At 59.3% G+C, this 23,090-nt stretch carries 18 protein-coding genes, 2 tRNA genes, 1 pseudogene and 1 riboswitch; of the genes and pseudogenes, 1 reads left to right on the forward strand and 20 read right to left on the reverse strand.

Annotation, left to right across the window (positions count from 1 at the left end):
• Positions 1 to 21 precede the first annotated feature (21 nt).
• The 6 genes from ALO64_RS11315 to ltaE all read right to left on the reverse strand — a co-directional run bounded on the left by ALO64_RS11315 (position 22) and on the right by ltaE (position 5,820).
• Positions 22 to 98: transfer RNA gene (locus ALO64_RS11315), tRNA-Arg, on the reverse strand.
• A 109-nt stretch (positions 99 to 207) separates the two neighbouring features.
• Positions 208 to 298, reverse strand: a tRNA-Ser gene (locus tag ALO64_RS11320).
• 62 nt (positions 299 to 360) lie between these two features.
• Entirely contained in the window at positions 361 to 549 is a 189-nt protein-coding gene (csrA, locus tag ALO64_RS11325) for a carbon storage regulator CsrA (protein WP_002554426.1), read from the reverse strand.
• Between the two features lie 171 nt (positions 550 to 720).
• Positions 721 to 1,953, reverse strand: coding sequence for an aspartate kinase (locus tag ALO64_RS11330; RefSeq protein ID WP_005731386.1), 1,233 nt, complete (start codon positions 1,951 to 1,953; stop codon positions 721 to 723).
• 93 nt (positions 1,954 to 2,046) lie between these two features.
• Positions 2,047 to 4,671 carry an alanine--tRNA ligase gene (alaS, locus tag ALO64_RS11335; RefSeq protein ID WP_005731385.1) on the reverse strand — a complete coding sequence of 875 codons (2,625 nt, stop codon included), beginning with the start codon at positions 4,669 to 4,671 and terminating at the stop codon, positions 2,047 to 2,049.
• Between the two features lie 144 nt (positions 4,672 to 4,815).
• Positions 4,816 to 5,820: a low-specificity L-threonine aldolase gene (gene ltaE, locus ALO64_RS11340; protein ID WP_044344462.1), complete on the reverse strand. Its 1,005-nt coding sequence runs from the start codon at positions 5,818 to 5,820 to the stop codon at positions 4,816 to 4,818.
• Between the two features lie 212 nt (positions 5,821 to 6,032).
• Positions 6,033 to 6,199: riboswitch (FMN riboswitch) on the forward strand.
• A gap of 126 nt (positions 6,200 to 6,325) precedes the next feature.
• Here ltaE and ALO64_RS11345 point away from each other — a divergent pair.
• On the forward strand, positions 6,326 to 6,838 hold the full coding sequence (locus tag ALO64_RS11345; protein WP_002554430.1) for a 6,7-dimethyl-8-ribityllumazine synthase: 513 nt from the start codon (positions 6,326 to 6,328) through the stop codon (positions 6,836 to 6,838).
• A gap of 284 nt (positions 6,839 to 7,122) precedes the next feature.
• On the opposite strand, the gene astE is transcribed toward ALO64_RS11345, so the two are convergent.
• The 14 genes and pseudogenes from astE to acs all read right to left on the reverse strand — a co-directional run bounded on the left by astE (position 7,123) and on the right by acs (position 22,807).
• Entirely contained in the window at positions 7,123 to 8,127 is a 1,005-nt protein-coding gene (astE, locus tag ALO64_RS11350; protein ID WP_044344461.1) for a succinylglutamate desuccinylase, read from the reverse strand.
• Between the two features lie 12 nt (positions 8,128 to 8,139).
• Complete coding sequence (locus tag ALO64_RS11355; protein WP_005731381.1) at positions 8,140 to 8,427, reverse strand: hypothetical protein; 288 nt, start codon at positions 8,425 to 8,427, stop codon at positions 8,140 to 8,142.
• 61 nt (positions 8,428 to 8,488) lie between these two features.
• A complete protein-coding gene (gene astB / locus ALO64_RS11360) occupies positions 8,489 to 9,835 on the reverse strand; it encodes an N-succinylarginine dihydrolase (RefSeq protein WP_005731379.1) in 1,347 nt (448 codons plus the stop codon).
• 46 nt (positions 9,836 to 9,881) lie between these two features.
• On the reverse strand, positions 9,882 to 11,351 hold the full coding sequence (gene astD, locus ALO64_RS11365; protein ID WP_161794693.1) for a succinylglutamate-semialdehyde dehydrogenase: 1,470 nt from the start codon (positions 11,349 to 11,351) through the stop codon (positions 9,882 to 9,884).
• Positions 11,348 to 12,373: an arginine N-succinyltransferase gene (astA, locus tag ALO64_RS11370; protein WP_044344459.1), complete on the reverse strand. Its 1,026-nt coding sequence runs from the start codon at positions 12,371 to 12,373 to the stop codon at positions 11,348 to 11,350. Before astA ends, astD begins: the two co-directional genes overlap by 4 nt.
• Positions 12,374 to 12,436: 63 nt before the next feature.
• Positions 12,437 to 13,468, reverse strand: a complete 1,032-nt coding sequence (aruF, locus tag ALO64_RS11375) for an arginine/ornithine succinyltransferase subunit alpha (protein WP_002554436.1) — start codon at positions 13,466 to 13,468, stop codon at positions 12,437 to 12,439.
• Between the two features lie 132 nt (positions 13,469 to 13,600).
• The gene (locus tag ALO64_RS11380; protein ID WP_044344458.1) at positions 13,601 to 14,818 is read right to left on the reverse strand and encodes an aspartate aminotransferase family protein; all 1,218 of its coding nucleotides are present in this window, start codon (positions 14,816 to 14,818) and stop codon (positions 13,601 to 13,603) included.
• Positions 14,819 to 15,054: 236 nt separating this feature from the next.
• On the reverse strand, positions 15,055 to 16,047 hold the full coding sequence (argR, locus tag ALO64_RS11385) for a transcriptional regulator ArgR (protein WP_044344457.1): 993 nt from the start codon (positions 16,045 to 16,047) through the stop codon (positions 15,055 to 15,057).
• A gap of 135 nt (positions 16,048 to 16,182) precedes the next feature.
• Positions 16,183 to 16,939 (reverse strand): annotated as a pseudogene (locus ALO64_RS11390) (ABC transporter ATP-binding protein).
• A 22-nt stretch (positions 16,940 to 16,961) separates the two neighbouring features.
• Entirely contained in the window at positions 16,962 to 18,074 is a 1,113-nt protein-coding gene (locus tag ALO64_RS11395) for a succinylglutamate desuccinylase/aspartoacylase family protein (protein WP_044344456.1), read from the reverse strand.
• 1 nt (position 18,075) lies between these two features.
• Positions 18,076 to 18,774 (reverse strand): ABC transporter permease, encoded by a 699-nt coding sequence (locus ALO64_RS11400; RefSeq protein ID WP_002554441.1) that lies wholly within the window; start codon positions 18,772 to 18,774, stop codon positions 18,076 to 18,078.
• Entirely contained in the window at positions 18,771 to 19,460 is a 690-nt protein-coding gene (locus tag ALO64_RS11405; RefSeq protein WP_044344455.1) for an ABC transporter permease, read from the reverse strand. Before ALO64_RS11405 ends, ALO64_RS11400 begins: the two co-directional genes overlap by 4 nt.
• 84 nt (positions 19,461 to 19,544) lie before the next feature.
• Complete coding sequence (locus ALO64_RS11410; protein ID WP_044344454.1) at positions 19,545 to 20,321, reverse strand: ABC transporter substrate-binding protein; 777 nt, start codon at positions 20,319 to 20,321, stop codon at positions 19,545 to 19,547.
• Positions 20,322 to 20,851: 530 nt separating this feature from the next.
• Positions 20,852 to 22,807 carry an acetate--CoA ligase gene (gene acs, locus ALO64_RS11415; protein ID WP_044344453.1) on the reverse strand — a complete coding sequence of 652 codons (1,956 nt, stop codon included), beginning with the start codon at positions 22,805 to 22,807 and terminating at the stop codon, positions 20,852 to 20,854.
• Positions 22,808 to 23,090 lie beyond the last annotated feature (283 nt).

The raw sequence follows: 23,090 nt of genomic DNA on the forward strand, positions 1-23,090 counted from the left end.
CGATGTGGGCTTTTCGTTATATGGTGCACTCGACAGGATTCGAACCTGTGACCGCTCGGTTCGTAGCCGAGTACTCTATCCAGCTGAGCTACGAGTGCATATATTGGTGCCGCGCATTATAGGTCGTAAAATTGTTTAGTCAAGCACTTTTTCTAGTAAATTCAACAACTTACCGATCAAGCCCAATCTTACGCACTACATAAATAATGGCGGAGAACGGGGGATTCGAACCCCCGACACCCTTTTGAGGTGTACTCCCTTAGCAGGGGAGCGCCTTCGGCCACTCGGCCAGCTCTCCGCAACACGGGGCGTATAATAACCACCCTTTTCCCCGTTTGCAAACCAAAAATTCAATAAAAATTAATGGCTTGGTTCTTCGTCCTTCTCTTTCTTGATGCGAAGGTAAATCTCTTCACGGTGGACAGCGACTTCCTTGGGCGCATTGACACCAATACGCACCTGATTACCCTTCACTCCGAGCACGGTCACGGTAATCTCACCGTCACCAATGATCAGGCTTTCCGCGCACCGACGAGTCAGAATCAGCATACTTTTCTCCTTACGCCTTTATTCAGGGACAACAGTCTGCAAACCAGTAGGCATCGACCTGTAGCACAAGGCCACAACCCTTACCTGTGTATCGACTAACGCAAAGAAAACCACAGCCTTTCTGCGCAGCACCCGAAAGACGCGGTCAGACCGCGCCCTTCGACGACAGGGTCACTCACCCTGCCGCGGAGCATCCAGCTCAAAAGCTGTGTGCAACGCGCGCACAGCCAACTCCAGATACTTCTCTTCGATGACCACGGAAACCTTGATTTCCGACGTGGAGATCATCTGTATATTGATACTCTCCTTGGCCAATGCTTCAAACATACGGCTGGCAACGCCTGCGTGCGAGCGCATGCCGACGCCGACAATGGACACCTTGGCGATCTTGGTATCGCCGGACACTTCACGAGCGCTGATCTCACGCGCGGTAGTCTCAAGCACCTGCAAGGCCGCCTGATAGTCGTTGCGATGGATCGTGAAGGTGAAATCGGTGGTGTTATCGTGCGAGACATTCTGCACGATCATGTCGACTTCGATATTGGCCGCGCTGATCGGGCCGAGAATCTTGAACGCTACGCCGGGGGTGTCTGGCACACCACGGATGGTCAGCTTGGCTTCATCGCGGTTGAAGGCGATGCCGGAAATGATCGGCTGTTCCATGGATTCCTCTTCATCGATTGTAATGAGGGTGCCCGGCCCCTCTTTGAAGCTGTGCAAAACGCGCAGCGGGACGTTGTATTTGCCGGCGAACTCGACCGCTCGGATCTGCAACACCTTGGACCCGAGGCTGGCCATTTCCAGCATCTCTTCGAAGGTGATCTTGTCGAGGCGCTGAGCCTGCGACACGACACGCGGGTCGGTGGTGTACACACCATCGACGTCAGTGTAGATCTGGCACTCGTCAGCTTTCAGCGCTGCGGCCAGTGCGACACCGGTGGTGTCAGAGCCGCCACGGCCGAGAGTCGTGATATTGCCGTGCTCATCGACGCCCTGGAAACCGGCGACCACCACCACACGACCGGCTTTCAGGTCGGAGCGAATCTTCTGGTCGTCGATCTGCAGGATGCGCGCCTTGTTGTGCGCGCTGTCGGTGAGGATACGGACCTGATTGCCGGTGTAGGACACCGCAGGCACGCCACGCTTCATCAGCGCCATCGCCAGCAGCGCGATGGTGACCTGCTCCCCAGTGGAAACGATCACGTCCAGTTCACGGGGAACCGGCTGATCACTGATCTGCCTGGCCAGCTCGATCAAACGGTTGGTTTCGCCGCTCATGGCTGACAGCACGACCACAAGGTCGTCTCCAGCCTCACGGAATTTCTTGACCTTGTCGGCCACCTGCTCGATGCGCTCTACAGAGCCCACCGAGGTGCCGCCAAATTTCTGTACGATTAAAGCCATCTCAAAGCCGCCTCAGAACCCGTTAAGAGCACCCATTAACCCATTCAAATCCTTGCAAGGCCTGCCGGCAATCGACAGGCCTGCAGACTCGACTCAGATACCCTGCTCTACAAAAGGAACGGCCAGTGCCAGCGCTGAATCCAGCGCACCTGCATCGACACCACCGCCTTGAGCCATATCAGGACGTCCACCGCCTTTACCACCGACAGCGGCAGCCGCCTGCTTCATCAAATCACCGGCTTTGAGTTGGCCAGTCAGGTCCTTGGTCACGCCTGCGACCAAGACAACCTTGTCCTCATGAACACTGCCGAGCAGGATCACTGCGCGGCCGAGCTTGTTCTTCAACTGGTCGACAAGCGCCAGCAGCGCCTTGCCGTCCTGGCCATCCAGGCGCGTAGCCAGAACCTTGACCCCTTTGACATCCAGCGCGGCAGACGACAGGTCGTCGCCGGCGGCACTGGCTGCCTTGGCTTGCAGTTGTTCCAGTTGTTTTTCCAGCAGACGGTTGCGCTCAAGCACAGCCGTCAGCTTGTCCAGCAGGTTGTCGCGATTGCCTTTGACCAGCGTCGCGGCTTCCTTGAGTTGATCTTCGGCTGCATTCAGCCAGGCCAGCGCAGCAGCACCGGTAACCGCCTCGATACGCCGCACACCTGCAGCGACACCGCCTTCACTGACGATCTTGAACAGCGCGATGTCACCGGTGCGGCTGGCGTGAATGCCACCACACAGCTCGACGGAAAACTCGCCGCCCATGCTCAGTACACGAACACTGTCGCCGTACTTTTCGCCGAACAGCGCCATGGCGCCCTTCTTCTTCGCCGTGTCGATATCGGTTTCTTCGGTCATTACCTCGGTGTTCTTGCGAATCTCGGCGTTGACTATATCTTCCAGCGCACGCAGTTGCTCGGGCTTGATCGCCTCGAAATGGCTGAAGTCAAAGCGCAGGCGCTGACTGTCGACCAGCGAGCCTTTCTGTTGAACATGCTCACCCAGCACCTGACGCAATGCGGCGTGCAGCAAGTGAGTGGCCGAATGGTTCAATTTGGTTGCATCGCGAACTTCATCGGCCACCTGTGTTTCAACCTGTGCGCCAACGCTCAGGCTGCCGGACGCCACAACACCGTGGTGCAGGAACGCACCGCCAGTCTTGGTGGTGTCACTGACATCAAAACGCACATCACCGGCATGCAGGAAACCACTGTCGCCGATCTGACCGCCTGATTCGGCATAGAACGGGGTGGTGTCGAGAATCACCACGCCCTCTTCGCCTTCATTCAGGTGAGTGACCGACTGACCTTCTTTATACAGCGCCACAACGCTGGCGCTGCCAGTCGTTGCAGAGTAACCGGTGAACTGCGTGGCGACGTCGACCTTGACCAGGCTGTTGTAGTCCATGCCAAACGAGCTGGCCGAACGGGCGCGCACGCGCTGGGCGTCCATTTCACGCTCGAAGCCGGCTTCGTCCAGGGTCAGATTGCGCTCGCGGGCGATGTCACCCGTCAGGTCCATCGGGAAACCGTAGGTGTCGTACAGCTTGAACACGACTTCACCCGGCACCACGGTGCCTTTGAGGTCAGCCAGATCCTGTTCAAGAATTTTCAGACCCTGTTCAAGGGTCTTGGCGAACTGTTCCTCTTCACCTTTCAGCACGCGCTCGATATGCGACTGCTGTTGCACCAGCTCAGGGAACGCAGAGCCCATTTCGGCCACCAGCGCCGCAACGATCTGGTAGAAGAAGCTGCCCTTGGCACCCAGCTTGTTGCCGTGACGGCAGGCGCGACGAATGATGCGGCGCAGCACATAGCCACGACCTTCGTTGGAAGGCAGCACGCCGTCTGCGATCAGGAAACCGCAAGAACGGATGTGGTCCGCCACGACCTTCAGCGAAGCCTGGTTGTCATTGCTGCAACCAATGGCCTTGGCCGACGCAGCCAGCAGGCTCTGGAACAGGTCGATTTCATAGTTGGAATGTACGTGTTGCAGAACGGCACTGACACGCTCCAGGCCCATACCGGTATCGACCGAGGGCGCGGGCAGTGGGTGCAACACGCCATCAGCCGTACGGTTGAACTGCATGAATACGTTGTTCCAGATTTCGATGTAACGGTCGCCGTCTTCTTCCGGCGAGCCTGGCGGGCCGCCCCAGATTTCCGGGCCGTGATCGAAGAAAATCTCGCTGCAAGGACCGCATGGCCCGGTATCGCCCATCGTCCAGAAGTTATCGGAGGCGTAAGGTGCGCCTTTGTTGTCGCCGATACGAACCATGCGCTCGGCAGGCACGCCGATCTCTTTGGTCCAGATGTCGTAGGCTTCGTCGTCGGTCGCGTAGACCGTGACCCAAAGCTTTTCCTTGGGCAGGTTCAGCCATTTCTCGGAGGTCAGGAAGGTCCAGGCGTAGGTAATGGCATCACGCTTGAAATAGTCACCGAAGCTGAAGTTGCCCAGCATTTCGAAAAAAGTGTGGTGACGAGCGGTATAGCCGACGTTTTCCAGGTCGTTGTGCTTGCCACCGGCACGCACGCATTTCTGACTGGTAACGGCGCGGGTGTAGGCGCGTTTTTCCTGGCCCAGGAAGCAATCCTTGAACTGGTTCATGCCTGCGTTAGTGAACAGCAGGGTTGGGTCATTGCCCGGAATCAAGGAGCTTGAAGCAACACGGGTGTGGCCTTGCTCTTCGAAGAAGCCAAGGAAGGCTTCACGGATTTCTGCGCTTTTCATAGGTTCTTCCACGGAGACTGCGGCCAGAGGCAAGTGCAAAACGTCAAATGACGTAGCGACGGCAAAGGGCCGCATTATATAGGCGTTGCGCCCTCGGTACAGTGTGTTTGTGCGATAGAAACAACTAACTGGATTATCGTCATCTCATGAGTGTTCAAAGGCTGCAAATGCAGCGATGACCTGTTCAACCTGCGCACGCGACACATTCAGGTGGGTCACCATGCGCAGCCGCGGTGCGGCCGTGAGTACGATGCCACGCTCGGCGCAGAACGCCTTGAGTGATGCAGCGCGCTCACCGATCTGCACGTAGACCATGTTGGTCTGCACCGGCTCGACAGCGTAGCCGAACCCGCTCAGGCCCTCGGCCAGAAACGCTGCATTGGCATGGTCATCCGCCAGCCGCTCGACCTGATTATCCAGCGCGTAGAGCCCTGCGGCAGCCAGCCCTCCGGCCTGACGCATGCCGCCACCGAGCATCTTGCGCAGGCGACGCGCTCTGGCGATCAATGGCTGCGATCCGCACAGCACCGAGCCGATCGGTGCGCCCAGGCCCTTGGAAAGGCACACCGAAACAGAATCGAAGTGCCGGGTAATCTCGCGGACATCGACGCCCAGCCTGACCGATGCGTTGTACAGCCGTGCGCCGTCCAGATGAAGGGCGAGGCCTTTTTCCAGCGTCAGTGTGCGTGCGGCGGCCAGGTATTCCAACGGTAGCACCTTGCCCTGCATGGTGTTTTCCAGGGCCAGCAGGCGTGTGCGGGCAAAGTGAAAGTCATCGGGCTTGATGGCGTCGAGCACCTGCTTCAGGTCCAGCGAGCCATCGGCCTGCACGTCCAGTGGCTGCGGCTGGATGGAACCCAGTACCGCTGCACCGCCGCCTTCGTACTTATACGTGTGTGCCTGCCGGCCGACGATGTATTCATCGCCACGCTCACAGTGCGCCATCAGTGCCAGCAGATTACTCATGGTGCCTGACGGCACGAACAGCGCAGCATCAAACCCGAGGCGCTCGGCGAGCGTCGCTTCGAGCAGGTTGACGGTTGGGTCCTCACCGTAGACGTCATCGCCAACGGGCGCACGTGCCATGGCATCGCGCATACCGGCCGTAGGCAGAGTCACTGTGTCGCTGCGCAGATCGATGACAGTCACGAAAAAGCTCCCTGAAGTTGAAGATCGATAATGCATGCAACCTTTGGCTTGCAACAAGGCATTACTGAAGACGCGGTACATGATAATCAAGCACCGCCGCTCTCGATACTCTGTGCCCTTATAAGAAAAAGGTAGGTGCACCGTACGAAAGTGTCCATGCATGATCCGGCGAACTGTGATAAAAATCCTGCGCCGGCCACGTAAAGTGCCGGCAACGTTCTCAGGGCGGGGTGCAATTCCCCACCGGCGGTAATGGCGCGCAATGCGTCTAGCCCGCGAGCGCTTGGGGGTCGCAGCTTTGGCTGGCGATCGGCAAGGTCAGCAGACCCGGTGTGATTCCGGGGCCGACGGTCATAGTCCGGATGAAGAGAGAGCGGGATTGGTGTCTGCAAGAACGTCTGCAAAACCTCATCATGAACGACATCGTTCAGGAGGCTTTCCTACGCGACTTGAATCCCTTTCGATCCAAACGCCCTGTTTTTTCCATAAACAGGAGTCAGAACACGTGCAACCTACTGCAATCGACAGCAAAAGCAAAAACCACCCGAACGAACGCGTCGCCTTTATCCAGGCCTGCTGGCACAAGGATATTGTCGATCAAAGCCGTAAAGGTTTTATCGCCGAGATGGCCAATCATGGCTATGCGGAAAGTGACATCGACATCTTTGAAGTGGGCGGTGCCTTCGAAATTCCGCTGCATGCAAAACTGCTGGCCAATACCGGCCGCTACGCTGGCATCGTCGGCGCTGCACTGGTAGTGGACGGCGGCATCTATCGCCACGAATTCGTTGCGCAGTCAGTGGTCAGCGCGCTGATGCAGGTCCAGCTGGAAACCGAAGTACCGGTGTTTTCCGTGGTCCTGACGCCGCACCACTTCCATGCGGGCGAAGAACATCAGAAGTTCTTCTTCGATCACTTCTCGCACAAAGGCGAAGAAGCGGCCAAGACCTGCGCTGACACCTTGAACAAGGTACGCAGCCTGCGTCGCCTGGACGCTCAGCAAAAAGCGGCCTGCTGAAACGCGTAGCAGCGGCACGAGAGGCGTTCTTCAGGACGACTCTCGTTGCGCAGGTTTTATGTCGCAAAGAGGACGCAGAGCGTCCAGAACGGCCTGCCGACGCGGAGCGTCGCACGATAGTCGAGATTATCGCTCCTCACGCTGCAGCGTCGCACGATAGTTGAGATTATCGTTCCTCACGCNNACGCAGAGCGTCGCACGATATTCGGGCTGATCGTTCCCACGCTCCAGCGTGGTAACGCCGTTCTGGACGCTCTGCGTCCGATCTTGAGGGTGCCCAGCGATCAGCCAAGGCTACCCGCATCAGTCGGCACAATCAGAATCCCCGCCCGCAGGCCGTTTTTGACTTTCGGGTTGGGGAAGATGATCCTCGCGCCCTCCTCTACCACCCAGCGTGAACCGCCCGCGTCTTCGGCCAGCACGTAGCCCTTTTCCAACGGTGAGAAGTTTTCTACAGCATCGGCAAGGTTGAACGTGAACGCATCGGTACGCTTGATGACTTCGCGTGCCACGCTGAACAGTTGCAACCCCTCAAGATTTTCATCCAGCTCGGGCTCGCGGCCTTCGATGATCTGCTCCAGACGCAGACGCAGCGGCGCAAGGTTGACCTGTTGGTTCTGGCCGAACGGCCGGGCCTTGCCCAGTTCCAGCGTGAAGGCCTCGGCACCCAGTTGATCGTAGGTATAGGCACTGAACACAATGGACGGCTTGTTCTGCAACAACACCGCACTCATCCCCGCAGCACGCAGCCGGGCCAGTTCGAGACGCGAGTGCTGACGGCCTTCTTTCCACGGGTACAGCGCGAACTGCTCGATCTTCGAACCGCGAATGGCAGTGTGCAGGTCGTAATGCAGGCGGTAGCGATCCGGCAGGCTGAAAAAGCTGGCGGCCAGGTGCTCCAGCTCGCAGGCACGCAGGGCTTCTGCACCGCCACTTTGCTCGTGACGACCGTTGAACAGCCGATTGACGTCCTGCTCGACAAACCGGGTACCGCGCCGCATGGCGTCGGGATTGCCGAACAGAAACAGAATACGTGCGCGCGGTTTAAGATCGCCGCGCGCGATGCTGCGGATCAGTTCATCCAGCAGCTCGATGGGTGCAGTCTCGTTGCCATGAATACCGGCGGATAGCAGCAGGTCCGTGCCATTGTCACGAACCTCCGGCGGGCGGACCTCCAGAGCCCCCTCGCCCATCCATCGCATCCGCACGCCTTCGACGGTCAGTTGAGTCTTTTCCGCTGGCTCACGTCCAGCCAGGGTCAGTTCAAGCAGTTTGCCGAGGGCGAGCATAGGGCAACTTCCTTAGTGGTTGCAGTCAGGGCCGTGAACGTGACCGTCTTCGTCGGCACCTGCGTCGGCTGGTTCCATTTCCAGTTGCAGGCTGACCAGGTTGGTTGCCAACGGGCGCAGCAGCAGGTTGGCGTACTCGGCATCGTCTTCTTCGACGTCAACGCCGATCAGCAATTGGCCACGGCCATCCTGCTGAATCCACAGTTCCTTGCCCTGCCAGATAATGGCTACGCGGGTGCAAGAAGTTTCCAGCTGGGTACCATCGGTGTCTTCAAGGATCAGTTGCAGGGCGTCGCTCATAGTAGGAATGCTCTAGATAAAGAAATCATGCGCCAGACATTTGCCCGGCGCGCAGGGTGTTTCAATTCAGTTGAAACGGATAGACGGCACCCAGTTTAAGGATTTGCGTCAGTTCATCCAATGCCGTACGGCATTCGCTCAGCAATCGGGGATCGGCCAGATCGTTTTCACTCATGCGATCACGGTAGTGCCTGTCGACCCATTGCGTCAGCGTGTCATACAGGGGCGCGGTCATGATCACGCCTGGGTTCACCGCTGCCAGCTCGGTTTCCTTGAGCGCCACACGCAGTCGCAGGCATGCAGGGCCGCCGCCGTTCTGCATGCTTTGCTTGAGGTCGAACACTTTGACCTCGGCAACCGGGCTGTCATCGGCAATCAGCCGTTGCAGGTAAGCCCAGACGCTCGCATTAGCCTGGCACTCCTGCGGCACGATCAGCAGCATCGAGCCATCGGGCCGCGACAACAGCTGGCTATTGAACAGATAGGAGCGCACGGCATCCTGAACCGAGACCTCGGCACGCGGTACGCAAATAGCCCGCAACTGCCCACCGACACGACTGAGTTTGTCGCGCAGCTCATCGAGCATCGGCTCGGTATTGAGGAATGCGTCCTGGTGATAGAACAAGACCTCACCGTTGCCGACCGCAATCACATCGTTATGGAACACACCCTGATCAATGACCGCCGGGTTCTGCTGACTATAGACCACGCCGGCCTCGCTCAGACCGTGCAGCCGCGCAACGGCGCGTGACGCCTCCAGGGTCTGACGGGCCGGGTACTTCTGCGGCGCCGGGTAGCGCGTGTCGAACGCACTGCGACCGAACACGAAAAACTCGACCCCAGCCTCGCCGTAATCACGACAGAAACGGGTGTGGTTGGCAGCGCCCTCATCACCGAACTGCGCGACAGCCGGTAACGCAGGGTGATGAGCGAAATGCTTTGCATCGGCGAACATGGCGCCCAGCACGCGAGTGGTGGTCGGATGCTCGATGCTGCGGTGGTATTTGCAGTTGAGGTTGGCCGCCGTGAAATGCACGCGCCGATCGGCAGTGTCGGCACTGGGGCTGACCGTGGCCGCGTTGGCCACCCACATGCTGGATGCCGAGCAACTGGCGACCAGCAGCGGCATGTCCTGACGGGCCGCCTTTTCAATCACCTGCTCATCGCTGCCGGTGAAGCCCAGACGGCGCAGGCCGGACACATCAGGACGTTCCTGCGGTGCCAGCACGCCTTGGGTAAAACCCAGGTCCATCAGCGCCTTCATTTTTGCCAGGCCTTGCAGCGCCGCCTCACGCGGGTTAGCGCTTTGCTGGCTGTTACTCTGGGAGGCAACGTTACCGTAGGACAACCCGCCGTAGTTGTGGGTTGGCCCGACCAGACCGTCAAAATTCACTTCACAGGACTTCATCGGCAAGGCTCCGTGGATCTGTTTTTATAAGCAATCGTGCGCACTGTCAGCTCAGCCTGATACCGGGGGTCAGTGTCGCAGGCAGCGTCAGGCTGTCCGCCTCCAGCGAAGCCACCGGATAGGCGCAATAATCGGCCGCGTAATAGGCGCTGGCGCGGTGGTTGCCCGAGGCACCGACCCCGCCGAACGGAGCGCTGCTGGCGGCTCCGGTCAACGGCTTGTTCCAGTTGACGATCCCGGCACGGCTGTGCAGCCAGAAATGCTGATAACGCGCTTCGGAGTCCGAGAGCAAACCTGCGGCCAGGCCATAACGGGTGGCGTTGGCTTCGGCGATGGCGGCGTCAAAACCGGCGTAGCGAATGACCTGCAGCAGCGGGCCGAACAGCTCTTCGTCGGGTCGATCCGGCACCGCGCTGACATCGATAATGCCCGGCGTCAGCAGCGCGGCGCCGGGCTGCGGCTGGCGCATTTCCAACAGAGTCAGCGCGCCGTTGGCGAGCAGCTCGCGCTGCGCGTCGAGCAAGGCGCGTGCGGCCTCCAGCGAAATGACCGAGCCCATGAACGGAGACGGCTGCTGATCGAACGCCCCCACCTCGATAGTCGCGCTGACGGCAACCAGTCGCGCCAGCAAGGCATCGCCCCAGTCGCCCTCGGGCACCAACAGGCGACGCGCACAGGTGCAGCGCTGGCCTGCGGAAATGAACGCCGACTGAATGATCGTGTAAACCGCTGCGTCGATGTCCTGAACCTGATCAACGATCAGTGGATTGTTACCGCCCATTTCCAACGCGAGAATTTTGTCGGGACGTCCGGCGAACTGTTGGTGCAGCGCATCACCGGTGCGGCTTGAGCCGGTGAAGAACAGCCCGTCGATGGCTGGGTTGGCAGCCAGTGCGATACCGGTTTCGCGCCCGCCTTGCAGCAGGTTGAGAACACCGGCAGGCAACCCGGCTTCGATCCAGCACTTGACGGTCAGTTCGGCGACTTTCGGCGTCAGTTCGCTGGGCTTGAACACTACCGTATTGCCCGCCAGCAAGGCCGGAACGATGTGCCCGTTAGGCAGATGACCAGGAAAGTTGTACGGCCCGAACACCGCGACCACGCCATGTGGCTTATGACGCAATACTGCCGTGGCGTCGCCCAGCGGCCCGCTCTTTTCGCCGGTTCGTTCGCGATAGCTCTGCACCGAGATGGCAATCTTGTTGACCATGCTGGTTACTTCGGTCGCTGACTCCCACAAAGGCTTGCCGGTTTCTTCACCGATGCAATGCGCCAGTTCGTCGGCGCGGCCCTTGAGACTGGCAGCAAAGGCCTCCAGCACAGCAATGCGCTGATCCAGAGAGCGCTGCGCCCAGCCGGGAAATGCCTGACGCGCAGCCTGCACCGCGTAATCGACTTGTTCTGGCGTAGCAGCCTGCCCGGACCAGAGCGTTTGCTGGCTCACCGGGTTCAACGAATGGAACAGCTCGCCCTGCCCGGCCTGCCATGCACCTGCAATGTAGAGGGTACTCATCAAACGCCCTCCCGCGCCGCAGACAAAGGCACGGCGCGCACGTTGTCGCCTGCACTCATGCGCAGCCGCTTGGCGGTTTGTGGCGCAACCACCAGCGTGCCAGCGGCGAAACGCGCAGCGCCTACCGTAATGCGGCAGTCTTCACGCTTGCGGTTGTAAATCAGAAACTGTGGCGCATCGTCACCTGGCGTGCCGATGGCCAGTACCAGCGCCTGGCTGTCCTTGATTGCGCGAATCTTGCCGGTCTCGCACTCGATGGCAGGTCCCGCATCGAAGATGTCGACGTAACCCTGATACGAGAACCCTTCGCCCTTGAGCATGGTCAGCGCAGGCTCGGTGTCGGCATGCACGCGGCCGATCACATTGCGTGCGTCTTCGGAAAGAAAGCAGCTATAAAGCGGAAATTTGGGCATCAACTCGGCAATGAATGCCTTGTTGCCAACACCGGTCAGGTAATCGGCCTGGCTGAATTCCATCTTGAAGAAATGCCGACCCAGACTTTCCCAGAACGGCGACCGGCCATTCTCGTCGGACATGCCACGCATCTCGGCAATGATCTTGTTACCGAACAGTTTCGGAAATTCGGCGATGAACAGCATGCGCGCCTTGGACAGCAGACGGCCATTGAGGCCGTTGCGCGAATCGCTGTGCAGGAACAGCGAGCACAGCTCGGAATTACCGGTCAGATCATTGGCCAGGAACAGGGTCGGGATTTCCCGGTAGATGTTCAGTTCCTGCGAAGCACTGACCGTGAGGCCGACCCGGTAGTTGTACCAGGGCTCACGCAGGCCGACCGCCCCGGCGATGGCAGATATACCGACCACCCGGCCATCGTCATCTTCAAGCACGAACAGATAGTCGGCATCGCCACGCTCGGCTTCTCCGAGAAAGGTCTTTTCAGCCCAGCCTACCCGGTGCGCGAGACGCTGCTCATTGGCGGGCAGTGTCGTCAGACCGGCACCGGTGCTGCGCGCCAGCTCGATCAGCGCAGGCAGGTCACTGCTGCGTACAGGACGAACGATCATGTTATCTCCTCAGCGGCTCATCGAGAGCCTTGAAACTCGCTAATCGGCTATCGAACGTCTGGCTCAGACCGCGACGATCCGCACACTGGCACCTTCACCAACGCCCAGTGCTTCGGCGGCCTGCAGGCTCAGCACCACCGGTCTGCCAGGTGCCCAGTCCAGTTCCAGGAGCACCGCGCGGTAATCCTGCAACAGGCCGTTGGCAACCAGATAAAGACGCCCGCCTGTGCCGACATCGCTGCTTTGCGCGGTTTCGACCTTGACCGGCACCAGACGGCTCTGCGCGATGGACCGGATTCCGGATACCTTGGCATGCAGGGTCGGGCCACCGTCGAAGATGTCGATGTAATGGTCGGTTTCAAAGCCTTCGCGCATCAGGATGTCGAAGGTGATCTGCGCACGCGGATGCACCTGACCCATGGCCTCCTGCGCAGCGTCAGGCAGCAATGGCACGTAGATCGGGTAATGCGGCATCAGCTCGGCGAGGAAGGTCCGGCTTTTCAGCCCGCACAGGCGCTCCGCAGCGGCGTAGTTGAGATCGAAGAAGTTGCGCCCGATGGCATCCCAGAATGGCGAATCTCCCTGTTCGTCGCTGTAACCGACGATCTCGGTGACCACCGAATCGGCGAAACGCTCGGGGTGACTGGCAACAAACAGCAGGCGGCCGCGAGAGTTGAGCTCCGACCAAGCAGTGCCAACCAGCTCCGGGACCACGTAGAAACTGGTCAGCAGGCTGTTACCGGTCAGGTCGTGACACTGGGACAGAACATGGATCTTGTTATGGATCTTCAGTTCGCGGGAAGCATGCACGAAGGTTTCGTTGCGAAAACTGTAAAACGGCTCGGAGTAGCCCGCCGAAGCAACAATGCCCGAGCAGCCCACCAGCTTGCCGCTTTCGCTGTCTTCGAGCACGAAAAAGTAGGTTTCTTCGCCGTTGAAGCTGACCTCGGCGGCGAATGATGCCTCCGACGAGCCGATCTTGTCGGTCAGGCGGCCAGCATCGTCGGGCAAGGACGTGACACCGATAGGGCTGTCGGCAGCGAGGCGTTGAACCTCGGCCAGATCAGCCATTTGCGCAGGGCGCATCACCAGCATGGTGCCACTCCTTGTAGATCGACCGGCATTTACGCCGGCACTGGTAAAAGCACCACACGGCATCATGCCGCACAGCACAGGAAAATGTCCGGTGTTTGCCGATCAGGCAGACACCGGGATAAAGCGGATGAATCAGGACGTCAGCTTGGCGATGGCACGCTCGAAGCGGTTCAGGCCTTCTTCGATGTCTGCGTCTTCAATCACCAGGCTCGGCGCGAAACGGATCACGTCGGGACCGGCCTGCAGAATCATCAGATCCTGGGCTTCAGCGGCGTTGAAAATGTCCTTGGCCTTGCCTTTCCAGGCGTCGGACAGCACGCAGCCGATCAACAGGCCCAGGCCGCGCACTTCGGTGAACACGCCATATTGCTGGCCGATGCTCTCCAGGCGGGTCTTGAATTGCTGATGCTTGCGCTGCACGCCAGCCAGCACTTCAGGCGTATTGACGACATCAATCACCGCCTCACCGACCGCGCAGGCCAGCGGGTTGCCGCCATACGTGGTGCCGTGAACGCCGACCGCAAAGTGTTTGGCAAGTTTTTCAGTGGTCAGCATGGCCGCCAGGGGGAAGCCGCCACCGATGCTTTTAGCGCTGGAAAGGATGTCCGGGGTCACGCCGTAATGCATGTAGGCGAACAGATGACCGCTACGGCCCATGCCGCTCTGCACTTCATCGAATACCAGCAACGCGTTGTGCTCGTCACACAGCTTGCGCGCGCCCTGCAGGTATTCCAGCTGGCCCGGCAACACGCCGCCCTCGCCTTGAATCGGCTCCAGCACCACGGCGCAGGTCTTGTCGGTAACAGCCGCTTTCAACTCTTCAAGGTCGTTGTACGGCACGTGGCTGATGCCGGTGATTTTCGGCCCGAAACCATCGGAGTATTTCGGCTGGCCACCGACGCTGACAGTGAACAGGGTGCGGCCATGAAAACTGTTCAGCGCCGCGATGATTTCGTATTTTTCCGGGCCGTGCAGGTCGTGCGCCACTCGGCGCGCCAGCTTGAAGGCCGCCTCGTTGGCTTCAGCACCCGAGTTACAGAAGAACACGCGCTCGGCGAAGGTTGAATCCACCAGCTTTTTGGCCAGACGCAGGGTTGGCTCGTTGGTGAAGACGTTGGACACATGCCAGAGATTATTGGCCTGCTCGGTCAAGGCACCGACCAGCGCCGGATGGCAGTGGCCCAATACGTTGACGGCGATCCCGCCCGAGAAATCCACCAGTTCGCGTCCCGCCTGATCCCAGACCCGGGAGCCCGCACCGCGCACGGGAATGAACCCGGCCGGGGCGTAATTGGGGACCATTACCTGGTCGAAATCGGCGCGTTGCACCGCAGCATGCTCAACGGACATCGGAGTCTCCTGATGAGGAACGCCTGCCTGAAACTGGCGAGCGATGGGAAGATTGTAAGGACTGAATTGTGTTCGGCCTTGCCGCCAGGCGACAACTTGTTACAGCGCAAAACCGGCTTTTTTCAAGGTTTTCGGCAATGCGACATATTGCGTCACAAAGGCGCAGTTTAAACGGATTGAGGCCGGCCTGTCTGGACCAGAGCTGTCGCGGCAGCACTTCTATCGCGACAAGACAATCAACCGCGTTCGGCAGGCACCGGTGAAAGTTCGAACGGGCTGCTGCTGCGTCGCTGGTTGCGGTCTTCACGCGGCGTGGCACCGAAGAAGTTGCGGTAGGCGCTGGAGAAATGCGGCCCCGAGGAAAAACCGCACGAAAGACCGATCTGAATGATCGACTTGCTGGTCTGCATCAACATCTGACGCGCCTTGTTCAGGCGCAGCTCCAGGTAATACTGACTGGGTACACGGTTGAGGTACTGCTTGAAGATTCGCTCCAGCTGACGGCGCGACACACACACGTGCTGGGCGATTTCGTCAGTGGTCAACGGCTCTTCGATGTTGGCTTCCATCAACAGTACGGCCTGGGTCAGCTTTGGATGGCTGGAGCCCAGACGGTTCTGCAACGGAATGCGCTGACGCTCGCCGCCTTCGCGAATGCGTTCGACCACCAGCTCTTCGGAAACCGCCCCGGCCAGTTCCGCACCGTGATCGCGAGACAGCACCGCCAGCAGCAGGTCGAACACCGACATGCCACCGCAGGCGGTCAGACGATCCCGGTCCCAGTCGAACAAATGGCTGGTGGCGATGACCTTGGGGAAGCGCTCGGCGAAGTCGTCCTGCCAGCGCCAGTGCACGGCAGCGCGATAGCCGTCCAGCAGGCCCAGTTGCGCGAGCGGATAAACGCCCGCCGACAGCCCGCCAATCGAACAGCCGGCACGCACCAGTTGTTTGAGCGCGCTGCCCAGCGCCGGGGCCACAGCTACCGGAGGCTCATCAGCGAGCAGAAACAGCTTCTGAAAACCGTCCAGTCGCCCGGTCCAGGGCTCGCCCGGCAATTGCCAGGCGCCGGCAACCGCTGTCGGCTCCCCTGCCTCGGCCTGTAGAAACGACAATTCGTAGACCACTTCAGGATGAACGCGCTGAGCGACACGCAAGGCTTCCTCGGCAAGTGCCAGAGTCAGGGCTTTGGTGCCAGGCCAGACGAGAAAACCTATTCGATGGGCAGTCATTGGGACATCCGATACGTATTGCCGCAAAAGCCGAGCCTCAGAAGATGGCTCGATCTGGAACATCCAGGTCATGTCGCGCGTCGCGCAGCATGCCCTGTTCTGCCGTAAAAAGGCATCGCCATGCGATGCCGATCGTCACTTGAGGCTGCCGGACAGGAACTGCTGCAGACGCTCGGTCTGCCAGTACCTCGCGCGGGTCACCACGCTCCAGAACCACACCCTGGTGCAGGAAAACCAGCTGGTTGGAGACTTCCCGGGCAAAGCCCATTTCGTGAGTCACCACCACCATGGTCCGGCCTTCCTGAGCCAGCCCCTGCATGACCTTGAGCACATCGCCAACCAGTTCAGGGTCGAGCGCCGAGGTAGGCTCGTCGAACAGCATCACCTCAGGTTCCATCGCCAGCGCGCGGGCAATGGCCACACGCTGCTGCTCGCCACCGGACATGTGTCCTGGATAAGCGTCCTTACGGTGGGACACGCCGACCTTGGCCAGGTAGTGCTCGGCTTTTTCCAGCGCTTCCTTTTTCGACACGCCCAGAACATGAACCGGCGCTTCGATGATGTTCTGCAGCGCCGTCATGTGCGACCACAGGTTGAAGTGCTGGAACACCATCGACAGACGTGAGCGCATGCGCTGCAACTGTCTGGCGTCGGCAGCTTTCAGACCGCCGTCCTTGTTCGGCACCAGCTTCAACTCTTCGTTGTTGAGCAGGATCTTGCCGGCATGGGGCTGTTCGAGCAGGTTGATGCAGCGCAGAAAGGTGCTTTTGCCCGAGCCGCTGGAGCCGATGATGCTGATGACATCGCCAGCTTTGGCGGTCAGGGACACGCCCTTGATCACTTCGTGACTGCCATAGCGCTTGTGCAGGTCCTGCACTTCCAGTTTGTTCATGCTTTGGGTTCCCACAGAACGGTCAATCACTGAGCAGACGTCCATGACGCAGCGCGGTGCGCCCCGCCACTTTGGCCAGCCAGAAACCTGGTTGAGCGTAACGAAGCCGCTCGATGGCAAACAGCACCCCGGCAGTATTCGCACAAATGGTACTGACCTGATCGGACAGCGGGTCGATGACTTCGAACAGCGCATCGCCGATTTCGACTTTATCGCCTGCGGCACGCAGGAATGTCACCACGCCAGGATGCGGCGCATAGAGCAATTCGGTACCTTCGAATGGCAGACCTTCGCAGGCTTGATGTGCCGGCTGCGGCCAGTCACCGCTGATAAAACCCTGTTCGGCCAGAAACGCCAGAATGCCTTCGGCGTGCGCTTGCGCCTGAGGCTTGCCGGTGTCGGCCTGACCACCCAGCTCGATAGTGGTCGCCAGACACGCCAGCGGGATCTGCGCCTGCGGGAAGGTCCGTGACAGACGCAACCACGGCAGCGAACAGGCTTCATCGAAGGAACTGCCACCGGAATCCTCGGCCAGCAGTGCCACCTGAATATTCAGGTGCGCCGACAGCGAGCGCCATTGCGGCCAGTGCTGTGGCAAGGCATACATGTGCAGCGCGGCATCGGCATCGCAATGCAGATCCAGCACCACATCAGCGATGCAGGCATGCTTGAGCAGGATGTGCTGCATGCCTTGCAACTCCGATTGCGCGGCAGGCAAGCCTTCAAGTGCAGTCATCATCGCCTGACGAATCAATTGGGTATTGGCGCGCGGGTCATCGCCCAACTGGCCTTCCAGCAACTCGGCGACCGGCTCGCTCAGCTCGGTGAAGTCACGGTTGAAATTCTTGCCGCTGCCGAACTCGAAACGCCCCTGGTGCGCACCTTGCAGCAACTGCCCCAGCCCCAGCGGGTTGGCCACCGGCACCAGCTCGACGACGCCCTTGAGCGCGCCTTGCTGTTCCAGCTCGGTCAGGCGTCTCTTCAACTCCCAGGCGGTGCGCATGCCGGGCAGTTCGTCTGCGTGCAGACTGGCCTGAATGTAGGCTTTTCGCTCGCCAGTGCCGAAGCGAAAGACACTCAGCGTGCGTTCGGTGCCGAGGGTGCTCCACGGCAATACATGATCGATTCTTTGCATTTCAGACCTTCCGTGGGGCCAGATAGCCCAGCCAGCGGCGTTCGGCAATTTTGAACAGCCGCACCAGAATGAATGTCAGGCACAGATAGAAAACGCCTGCGGTAACGTAAGCCTCGAACGGCAGGTAGAACTGCGCGTTGACCGTGCGGGCAGCGCCGGTGATGTCGATCAGGGTCACGATGGAGGCCAGACTGGTCGTCTGCAGCATCATGATGACCTCGTTGCTGTACTGCGGCAGCGCCCGGCGCAAGGCCGACGGCAGCAGAATGCGCCGATACATTTTGGCCTTCGACATGCCCATGGCCCGCGCAGCCTCGATTTCACCGGCCGGCGTGGCCTTGAGGCTGCCGGCAATGATCTCGGCTGTATAGGCGCTGGTATTGATAGTGAACGCCAGACAGGCACAGAACGTAGCACTGGACAGCCAAGGCCATAAAAAGCTTTCGCGCACCGCGTCGAACTGGGCCAGCCCGTAATAGATCAGGAACAGCTGGACCAGCATCGGCGTGCCGCGGATCACATAGGTGTACAGCCAGGCCGGCATATTGACCCAAGGGTTTTTCGAGACCCGCATCAGGCCCAGCGGCAACGCCGCGAGCAACCCGAACGCGAGGGAAATCGCCAGCAGTTTCAGGGTGGTCAACAAACCGCCGAAGTACAGCGGCAGGCTGTCCCAGATCACGTTGTAGTCAAAGATCATAGGTCAGCCGCCCTCACGCCTACCGAGTAGCGTTTTTCGAGGTAACGCAAGGCGAGCAGCGACACACTGGCAATCACCAGGTACATCGCTGCAACCGCCAGAAAGAAGGTGAAAGGCTCGCGGGTGGCATCGGCCGCCTGCTTGGCCTTGAACATCATGTCCTGCAGGCCGACCACGGAAATCAGTGCAGTGGCCTTGGTCAAGATCAGCCAGTTATTGGTGAAACCGGGGATCGCCAGACGAATCATCTGCGGCACCAGAATGCGGAAGAACACCTTGCCGCTGCTCAGGCCATACGCCATGCCTGCTTCGGCCTGCCCCTTGGGGATGGCCATGAACGCACCGCGAAAGGTTTCCGAGAGATAGGCACCAAAAATGAAGCCCAGAGTGCAGATCCCGGCCAGCAAGGGGTCAAGATCGATGTAGTCATCAAAACCCAGCAGCGGCGCAACGCGGTTAAGCAGGTCCTGACCGCCGTAGAAAATCAGCAATATCAGGACCAGATCGGGAATGCCGCGAATTACCGTGCTGTACAGATCGCCCAGCCAGGCAATCCAGCGTACCGGCGACAGACGAAGCGCCACGCCGATCAGACCGAGAACGATCGCCAGAGCCATCGACGACAGGGCCAGCTGCAACGTCAGCCAGGCACCTTCGAGGATGACAGCTCCGTAACCTTTCAACATGATGTGCGGTCCTCAAGCGTGGAATAAAAATGGCGCAAGCCAGGCAATTCTGTTTGCGCCATTGATCAGGATCGGTATGACGACTCACTTGCCGTAGATATCGAAGTCGAAATATTTGTCCTGAATCGCTTTGTACTTGCCGTTGGCACGGATGGCTGCAATGGCGGCATTCAGGCGCTCAAGGTTGGCCTTGTCACCCTTGCGCACGGCGATGCCGATGCCGTCACCGAAGTATTTCGGGTCGGTAAACGATGGACCTGTGAACGCGTAACCCTTGCCTGCGTCGGTCTTCAGGAAACCGTCCTGCAGCAGGGTGGCGTCGGCGATGGTGCCGTCCAGACGACCCGCACCGATGTCCAGGTAGATTTCGTTCTGCGAACCGTACGGCGTCACTTCCACACCCTTGGGAGCAAGAACTTCACGGGCGAAACGCTCATGGATCGAACCGCGCTGCACGCCGATTTTCTTGCCCTTGAGTTCCGCCAGGCTGTCGCTGATAACGGTGCCGTCTTTCATGACCAGACGGGCCGGGGAATTGTAGTACTTGCCGGTGAAATCCACAGACTTCTTGCGGTCGTCGGTGATCGACATGGACGAAAGGATCGCGTCGATCTTGCGCACTTTCAGTGCAGGGATAAGGCCGTCGAATTCCTGCTCGACCCAGGTGCACTTGACCTTCATTTCTTCACACAGCGCATTGCCGATGTCGTAGTCAAAACCGACGATGCTGCCATCCGGAGCCTTGGAAACGAACGGAGGGTAAGCCGCTTCGATGCCGATTTTCAGCGGTTTTTCATCAGCAAAGATTGGCTGGGCGAGCACGGACAACGCCATCGCGCCAATAAGCATGAGCTTCTTCATTTCCAGGACTCCATCGGTAAAGCACGACAAGTGGCAAAGTGAGCAAGCGCCCAATGTGCGAAAGGACAATCTCGGGGGGAGAGCGACGCCGGGGGCGTGACACCGCATTGGTGGCTCACGGACCTTCGGCGAATGACGGGCATTTTAACGACAGGCTCGAAGTCGATATTTCTTCAATGCGACAACTAGTTACAGATGCACCGAAAAACCCACTACCAGCTATTGACGAAACATATTTCTGCTGACCCAGCAGAGCCAGCTAAACCTGTCATAACAGCAAAAAGCGCGCCCATTATTGGCAAACCCTTCTAATCCGGCAAGCCCAGCGTTCCATATGGCGGATGAAACGCCCTGATGCGTCTCAGCTTCCTACAAGAAAGCCAGAAAACGTCCCACAATGAAGCACCGTCCGACAACGCCGTGTAAACCCGTAACAAACCGATATATATCTCGTTTCCGATACCGGGCCGCACAAACAAAAGCGCCCCGCCCGGCGTTCACCGGACGAGGCGCGCTCAGTCAATGAGCGGTCAGGCAGCGTTCATGGTCTTGTGCGTGTCAATCAGGTGCTGCACCACACCCGGATCGGCCAGCGTCGAGATGTCACCCAGCGCATCGTACTCAGCGGTTGCAATCTTGCGCAGGATACGGCGCATGATCTTCCCCGAACGAGTCTTCGGCAATCCAGGCGCCCACTGGATGAAATCAGGCGAAGCAATCGGACCGATTTCCTTGCGCACCCAGTTGCGCAACTCAGTGCGCAGGGCATCGCTCGGTTCTTCGCCACCGTTGAGGGTCACGTAGACGTAGATGCCCTGCCCTTTCAAGTCATGCGGCACACCGACCACTGCGGCTTCGGCGACTTTCGGGTGCGCAACCATCGCGCTTTCGATCTCTGCGGTGCCCATGCGATGGCCGGAAACGTTGAGCACATCATCTACGCGCCCGGTGATCCAGTAGTAGCCGTCCTCATCGCGACGGGCACCGTCACCGGTGAAGTACATGCCACGGAAGGTCTTGAAGTAGGTGTCGACGAAACGGTCGTGATCGCCATACAGCGAGCGTGACTGACCCGGCCAGGAATCGAGAATCACCAGATTGCCTTCGGCCGCGCCCTCGATGAGGTTGCCCAGGTTGTCCACCAGCGCCGGAATCACGCCGAAGAACGGACGTGTTGCCGAGCCCGGTTTCAGCGCTGTTGCGCCTGGCAGCGGGCTGATCAGAATGCCGCCGGTTTCGGTCTGCCACCAGGTATCGACAATCGGGCAGTTCTGTTTGCCAACGGTGTTGTAGTACCAGCCCCAGGCTTCCGGGTTGATCGGCTCGCCCACCGAACCCAACAGGCGCAGACTGGAACCGTCGGCACCTTCAACAGACTTGGTGCCCTCGGCCATCATGGCGCGGATCGCGGTCGGCGCGGTGTAGAGGATATTGACCTTGTGCTTGTCGATGATTTTCGACACACGCGTGATGTCCGGGTAGTTCGGCACACCTTCAAACAGCAGTGTGGTTGCACCATTGGCCAAGGGGCCATAGACAATGTAGCTGTGCCCGGTGACCCAGCCGACGTCGGCGGTGCACCAGTAGATTTCGCCCGGCTTGTAGTCAAACACACGCTCGTGGGTCAGCGCCGCATAAAGCAGATAACCTGCGGTGGTGTGCAACACACCCTTGGGTTTGCCGGTGGAGCCCGAAGTGTAGAGGATGAACAGCGACTCTTCGGCCCCCATCTCTTTTGGCGCGCAGGTGCTGGAGGCCACTTCCAGAAGCGAGTGGTACCAGATATCACGATGACGGTTCCACTCGATTTCGCCACCGGTACGTTTGCAGACGATGACCTTCTGCACGCTGCTGGTTTCCGGATTGGTCAGTGCACGGTCGACATTCGCCTTGAGCGCAGTCTTCTTGCCACCGCGCAGGCCTTCATCCGCAGTAATGACCACCTTGGAACTGCAATCGATGATCCGGCCAGCCAGTGCTTCCGGCGAGAAACCGCCGAATACCACCGAGTGGATCGCACCGATCCGGGCGCACGCCAGCATGGCGACCACAGCCTCGGGGATCATCGGCATGTAGATAGTGACGACGTCACCACGGTGCACGTCCTGCCCGCGCAGTGCGTTGGCAAACTTGCAGACTTCGGCGTGTAGCTCGCGGTAGGTGATTTCACGGTGCTCGGAAGGGTCATCGCCTTCCCAGATGATCGCAATCGTGTCGCCGCGCTCTGCCAGATGGCGATCCAGGCAGTTATAGGCAACGTTCAGCGTACCGTCGGCGAACCATTTGATATCGACCCGATGGTCGTCGAACGAGGTTTGCTTGACCACACTGAAAGGTTTGATCCAGTCGAGGCTCTGAGCCTGTTCACGCCAGAAACCATCAGGGTTGACCACCGACTGCTGGTACATGGCCTTGTAGGTCGCTTCATCCGTCAGCGTAGTCGCTGCGACTTCTGGGCGGACGGGGTACAGGGAAGCTGCACTCATCTTGGTTACCTCGGTGGATAGTTGTTGTTTTATGCACCCGTTGTATCCCGCCCCACCCGGTGGGGCCATTCGACGTTGGTATTACCGGCGGGACCGGAGCGTCAAGCGCCCCCCCGGATTATTACCGTTTTGATGAAAGCGCTTATCCAAAGTCTTTATATATGTCGCCATGCAACAGGCCTAGAATTCATCTCGCCAATACGGCAACTATCAGCTGCCCCCACGCAGCCCGCTTCTTGATATCAAACAGAGTTCGTACATGACGCTAAGGAAGCTCCGAGCA

Origin of the sequence: Pseudomonas meliae (assembly GCF_001400515.1) — a bacterium.
Lineage (GTDB): Bacteria > Pseudomonadota > Gammaproteobacteria > Pseudomonadales > Pseudomonadaceae > Aquipseudomonas > Aquipseudomonas amygdali.